The organism is Arthrobacter sp. MYb213 (assembly GCF_002979915.1).
GTDB lineage: Bacteria > Actinomycetota > Actinomycetes > Actinomycetales > Micrococcaceae > Glutamicibacter.
The window spans coordinates 1-3,492 of the sequence record NZ_PCQA01000014.1; the positions used below are offsets into that span (position 1 = coordinate 1).

Annotated in this window: 3 protein-coding genes; all 3 read right to left on the reverse strand. The window is 52.9% G+C overall.

The window, feature by feature from the left end; all coding sequences use genetic code 11:
• Positions 1–381: 381 nt before the first annotated feature.
• The 3 genes from CQ011_RS17610 to CQ011_RS17620 all read right to left on the reverse strand — a co-directional run bounded on the left by CQ011_RS17610 (position 382) and on the right by CQ011_RS17620 (position 3,194).
• Complete coding sequence (locus CQ011_RS17610; protein ID WP_105679006.1) at positions 382–1,578, reverse strand: type II toxin-antitoxin system HipA family toxin; 1,197 nt, start codon at positions 1,576–1,578, stop codon at positions 382–384.
• Entirely contained in the window at positions 1,575–1,775 is a 201-nt protein-coding gene (locus tag CQ011_RS17615) for a helix-turn-helix transcriptional regulator (protein ID WP_096253988.1), read from the reverse strand. Before CQ011_RS17615 ends, CQ011_RS17610 begins: the two co-directional genes overlap by 4 nt.
• Positions 1,776–1,997: 222 nt before the next feature.
• Positions 1,998–3,194, reverse strand: a complete 1,197-nt coding sequence (locus CQ011_RS17620; RefSeq protein ID WP_105679007.1) for an IS1249 family transposase — start codon at positions 3,192–3,194, stop codon at positions 1,998–2,000.
• Positions 3,195–3,492: the final 298 nt, after the last annotated feature.

Sequence of the window (3,492 nt, forward strand, 5' to 3'; positions counted from 1 at the left end):
CGACAGATAAAAACTATACACAGTTTTGGGGGATGTTTCAAATCGGTGGCCTCTTTTCCACCGTGACCGTGCACACAAAGAATTAGAGTAAATTATTACTGCCCTAATTCGGTAATTTATGCGCCTTCTGCCAGCCCCCACGATTGCGGGTACATGTCGTGAGAAACTACCCGGCACCATATAGAGCTAGCCGACTATGAGACGCGATGACTGTCCCGTTTATGGAGATCGCCTCTACTGGCCAACGAGAGCAACGAGAAAAACTGCGCCTAATAGTGCGACCGATCTTTCGACGGCTTGCCAAGGGGCAAATGCAATTCCCCAAATGCTGGCACTGACCTAATGCTAGATGCCGGCATGAAGCCAAATCATTGAAGAAGGCTACGCCACTTCCATACGCCTAAAACGTAGTTCGCGCACTGTACCCCGTAACGGCGAACCATCGATCGGCAGTGTCTCTAACCTGGCCAAGCTAGCTGCCTTCAAAGCTAATTGATTCGCTGACAAGACCGCTCTTTCCGTCAACCCCAAATACCGGCCGAACTCCAGCCAATGCTTACTCTTTAGGTTCTTAGTTTTGCCCGATAGAGACAGCGCCATGGTGTCATCTCCGTAAATAAGCGTGCAAGGGACGTCATACATCGGGGCCATCGTAAACTTCCCTGAAGAGTCCGCAAGTATTGAAAGATTCTTTCCGTGCAGATCTCCGTTACCTGTCAACCAAGCGAAGAGGAACTGCAGATACAAACTTCGTTTCGCTATCACCGGCGCTTGGCAATATCCAGCCAAACCGTCAGCGACTTGCTCGGCACTGACCGAGTACTTAACGGCTGGCGGTAAGTCGAGCACCTGCAGCCCGTCTTCTAATGCATACCGCGTAACTTCCGCTTGGCCTGGAACGTACTTCCGGTCAAAGCGTTCAACAAGTAGTCCAGGAACATTCTGTCCATCATGTACTACCTTGTTTTTAGCAACCGGAAGTTTCAGCGATTTGGCCGCCTGCAGGTGCAGAGCTTCGTTGGCAACGAGGTACGGGTGATCTCGCGGATCCAGCTTAAGGAGATACGCTCCTTCCCCCATTGCTAAAGGCGTCGTCAGCATGGTGGCACTAATCTTTTCCTGAACACCCGGAATCGAATGCAGATCAAGAGTTCTTGTCAGCAATGTAAAGTCCAAAGTCGCAGGATCATCGATCGTCGCGACCGCCGCTGGCATCATCAGTTTCGAACCGCTAGGCACGATACGAACGTTGCCCGGAGTATCGGAACCGACTGCCATCAATAAAGTCATTTCATCAGCGAGGCTGGTTTTAGTGGCGTTCTTCAAGACTGTGAGACGGTGACCTTCTGGTAAGAGTCCAGAAAAGAACGTAGGCACCCCACCACCAGGGGCAATTAGGGGTGCTGCGGAAGAAGGTAGGGACGTAGCAATGCCCGGCATACCTGATTGTAAAAACTCGTCGGTATAACTGAATTGGATATAACCGTCACCACGACGTTCCAAACGCCCCGCCAATATACGGTTCTGATAAACATCTGCCTTATCGACCCGCTTCAGATCTGCTAGATCCCCATTCACTTCTGAACAACAATCTTGAGCCCAAGGACGCTAGCAACGGAAAGCACAGCTCCTATAGAAGGGTTACCCGTACCGGTTTCGATGGCCCGCACGGTGCGCTCGGAGATGTTAGCTAGGTCAGCCAGCTGCTCCTGAGTCAATGCATTCTCTTTTCGAGAAAGCTGCAGCGCAGCGCCAATTTCCAATAAAGAATTCAACGTAAACTCCGAACCGGCAATATGCCGCCGTTTATGATCCTGTATCCAGTGTAGCGCCTAATTAACTATCATTCGGCAATATACTGCCGTATTCTTTTTGCCGCACCCCGCCGTGAACCAAAAGCGCGTGGACCTAACCGAGGCCTATAGGCCAAAACGTGTGTCTGGTGGCGCGCGTGTTGCTCCTCCCAGACACACGTTAGGCTTTTCTACCGCTTGGATTTACCGGCTCCGACCGCCCCACCCTTGCCGGGCATAAAGACCTTCCTCAGCAATCGCTGCTGTCCCATATAGCTCCGGCCCAATTTGTTCCTCAACTTCCTGCACTACCTCAGCCCTGGCTTGCGGTGCATAGTGCTCAGGCCGCACCAAGGAGCCTAGCGATGGCCTGCCGGCAGGCTCAGCATGCGTCCAACAGAACCATTCAGCAGCAGTCCTTCGATGCTCGGTCGGCATACCTCGATGATCACGCAGAGTCCTTCGGATCCCAGAATTAATAGCACCTTCGATCATGTTCGTGGTCGCATTGATTCCGGCCTTTTCAAGGTCAGGATCAAGATAAGTGAACAGATGCTCACGGCGGATCACGATGCGTAAGGTTTCATACGCACTGCGCACTCGAGTGTGGGTGTACCACCAGGTACGGTTTGATTTGATTCCTGCCGGACGTTCGCCCACCCAGTCTGTGGCATAGGTTTTCTCGTTGATGTAGTCCTTGTATTCGGTGTGCCAGTTATTGACTAGGACCAGCCATTCTTGTGCCTGCTCAAGGGTGGTGATTCCCGTGAGTTTCAGGCTTAAACCACGTAATGAGCGACCGGCACGGGTTTTCGGTTTCAGGCTCAGATAGGTGCGGATATTGCGTTGGATATGGACGAGGCACCGCTGTATTTTGACTGCGGGCCATAGTGTTTTCAACGCTTTCATGAGTCCGGATCCGCCGTCGGTGACGACCACTTTGGGTTCTGGGAAGTGGCGGAGCAGTTCGGTCCATGCCACGGATTTTTCGTGGTCGCACCATTGCCATCCGATGACGTGTTTGTTGGCGATGGCGATCAGTAAGCACCATCCTGGTTTGAGGTAGATCCCGTCGACTTGGATCTCGTCAAATACTTCACCGGTGTGGGTCAGGTGCGGGTGCACGTTCCAGCACCAGGCGGTGTGTCTGCGGAAGCTGCGGGCGCTGGTGGTGGCGTATTCGGTTTGGCTTTGTTTGCTCATGAGCCAGCCGACGTGCGCGGTGAGTTGGTTGCGTGCGGTGGTGTCTGGTCGTTTGTAGGTGGTGCTGGCGTCGCAGTTTTTGCAGCGCCAGCGTTGGGTTCCTGCGGGTGTTTTGCCGTTCTTTTTCTGTGGAGAATGGCAGATACTACAGGTATGGGTTTGTCTACTAAGGTTCACACTTATGGATTCAACACCCATGTGGAACCTGATCCTGCCCCGGCATTCCGGGGTAGGATCAGGTTTTCAGACACACATTTTGGCCTCTAGGCCCTAACCGATCAGTGCTCCCGTGGAACGGTGTCCTTAAACAGGAAAAGGGTCCCACCCTTCCAGGCAGAACCCCACACCACAACCACCCCTACAGGCAACAATCCAACCAGCCAAGCAGCCGGCAACCCCACCCACCACTAAACTGCGGGTTAAACAGGTGAAGCCCCGAACACCACAGTGTCCAGGGCCTCAAACCATCATCATTACTGACTTTCACTTACTTCAA

What these genes read in the sequence shown, in the direction of transcription:
- CQ011_RS17620 (WP_105679007.1), bottom strand. Translation starts at nt 3,194, where the DNA reads ATGGGTGTTGAATCCATAAGTGTGAACCTTAGTAGACAAACCCATACC.